The 2,538-nt window shown below is 75.8% G+C and carries 2 protein-coding genes; both read right to left on the reverse strand.

Annotated features, from left to right (window positions below):
- Window positions 1-66: 66 nt before the first annotated feature.
- A complete protein-coding gene (locus tag NBX02_RS10000) occupies window positions 67-1,476 on the reverse strand; it encodes an FAD-dependent oxidoreductase (protein ID WP_250291068.1) in 1,410 nt (469 codons plus the stop codon).
- A partial coding sequence (locus NBX02_RS10005) for a mycofactocin-associated electron transfer flavoprotein alpha subunit (RefSeq protein WP_445548349.1) occupies window positions 1,473-2,538 on the reverse strand: 1,066 nt, incomplete at its 5' end. The genes NBX02_RS10005 and NBX02_RS10000, both read right to left, overlap by 4 nt.

Here is a 2,538-nt window from a genome sequence, read left to right on the forward strand (position 1 = left end):
GTGCGGCCGCCGGGGCTGCCCGGCCGGGCCGGCGGCGGTCCCTGACGAGGCCGAGCGGCAGGCGGCTCATCGGAACACCCGGCCGATCCGGGCGGCGTCGGCGGCCAGCTCGCGCAGGCTCACGCCGTTGCGCCTCGCCGCCCGCCGCAGCAGGCGGGCGAGGCCGGGCTTGGGCGTCGGGTTCGTCACGGTGAACACCCCTTCGGCGATGTCGGTGATCAGGCCGGGATACCGCTGCTGGATCCGTTCGGAGAGGATCACCTCGGGCGCGCCGCGCAGCCGTTTGTGGTCGGCCAGCACGAACTGGCCCGCCAGGTCGGACCGGTAGGAGGCGAGCCCGGCCGAGGAGACGTCACCGGCGGTGACCGCCCGGGCGGCGGCCCGGCCCGCGGCCAGCCCCGAGCCGATGGCGAAGTTGACCCCCTCCAGCCAGATGCCGGCGGCGAGCGTCATGCCGGCGGCGTCGCCGGCGAGGAGCAGCCCGTCGGCGTGCAGCTTCGGCATCGCGTCGTAGCCGCCTTCGGGGATCAGATGGGCGGAGTACTCCTTGACCGTCGACCCGCGCAGGTAGTGCGCGACGGCCGGGTGCGTCTTCACATCGGCGATGATCTCTTCGGGACGCACCTTCGCCGCGGCCAGGTGCGGCAGGGAGAGCACCACGCCGACGCTGACCGTGTCCGCGTTGGTATAGAGGAAGCCGCCGCCGGGGATCCCGCGGGTGCAGCCGAGCATCTCGATGTCCACGCCCTCGGTGCGGCGCACCCCGAAGCGCTCGTCGATCACTTCCCCGGGCAGCGCCAGCACCTCCTTGACGCCGAGGGTGTGGTGCGCGGCGTCGGCCCGCGGCAGCAGGCCGGCCTCCTTCGCCAGGAACGAGTTCACCCCGTCGCAGGCGATCACGACCTTCGCGCGCAGGTCGCCGTCGGCCCGGTCGGTGCGCACGCCGACGACCCGCCCGGCGGCGTCGCGCAGCAGCCCGGTGGCCACGGTCGAGGTGATCAGCCAGGCGCCCGCGGCCACGGCCTTGCTCGCCAGCCAGCTGTCGAAGTCCGCCCGGTAGGTGGTCATCCCGTTGTAGGGGGCGGCACCCCAGTCCTCGCTGCGGTAGTCGATGGACAGCGAACGCGTCGGCGTCATGATCATCGTTGACCGGCGCACCACCCAGCGCTCCACCGGCACCTCCTCCCACCAGGCGGGGAGGACCTCGTCGAGGACCCGGCCGTAGATCACACCACCGTAGACATTCTTCGACCCGGGGAACGGCCCCCGCTCGACGAGCGCGACGGACCGGCCCGCCCGGGCCAGCTCGAGCGCGGCGGACGACCCCGCCGGGCCGGCACCGACAACGACCGCGTCGAAGGACAGCACGGGCCGGCCGGACGACGCCGGTGACGCCGACACCGCGGGCGCCGGGGGCCCCGGGGACGTCGTGGGCCCCGTGGGCGTTGCCGATGACACGGCAGGTGTTGCCGTCACGGCCGGACCTCCTCGGGGACGGGGACGCCGAACCGCCGGGCCAGCTCCACCAGCAGCTCACGGGCGTCGGTGACCAGGCCGAGATCGGCCATCGCGGTCATCGGGCAGGACGGGTCGGTGTTGACGCTCACCACGTGCCGGGGGGAGCCCAGCCCGCTGACATGCTGGCTCGCGCCGGAGATCCCGAACGCGACGTAGAGCTCGGGGCCGACCGTCACCCCGGTCGTGCCGATCTGGCGGTCGTAGCCGATCCAGCCGGCGTCACTGGCGACCCTGGTCGCCCCCGCCGAGGCGCCGAGCGCCGCCGACACGGCGGCGAGCAGGCCGAACAGCGCCCGCCCCTGGCCCGCGCCGGACCCGGTGGGCACCAGCCCGGCGCCGCCGCCGACGACCCGGCCGGCCTCGGCGAGATCCATCGTCGCCGGATCCGGCTCGAGCACCTCGACGACCTCGACATCACGCGCCCAGGCCGACACGGCCGACGAGGACAGTGCGGCCGGCAGCCGCGGCAGCGGCGGCAGGGGCAGCTCCCGCGGGCCGGGATGCCGCCCGGCCGCGGGCACCGCACGCACGCCCGGCAACAGGGTCGCCACCGCGGGCCGCGCGCACTCGACCGTGAGCAGCAGCCGGTCGTCCAGCCTCGGCAGCTGCGCCCGTACCACCCCGTCGGCGTCCCGCCGGACCGCGACGGCGCCGGCGAGCAGCGGGCGGTCGAGCGCGGCGGCCAGCCGCGGGGCAAGGTCACGGCCGTCCGGGGACGCCGGCAGCAGCAGCAGCGGGACGTCCGCGAGCACGCCGACGAGCACCCGGGCGAGCGCGCCGGCCCGCAGCCCGGGGCCGGTGTCGCTCCACCACAGCGCCGACGCGCCCGTGACCGCCTGCGCCGCCTCCTTGGCCCCGCCGCCGATGATCAACGCCTGCCCGTCGGCCTCGGCGATGCTCTCCTCGGCACCCAGCGGCAGGACCCCGCCGCGCGCCACCACCACGGCAAGCACCGCCCCGCCCGGAACGGACCGCCCTTCTCCCACACCCTCCGCGTTCACAGCTCCCGGTTCACTCCGA

The organism is Protofrankia sp. CiP1_Cm_nod1 (genome assembly GCF_920888515.1).
Classification (GTDB): domain Bacteria; phylum Actinomycetota; class Actinomycetes; order Frankiales; family Frankiaceae; genus Protofrankia.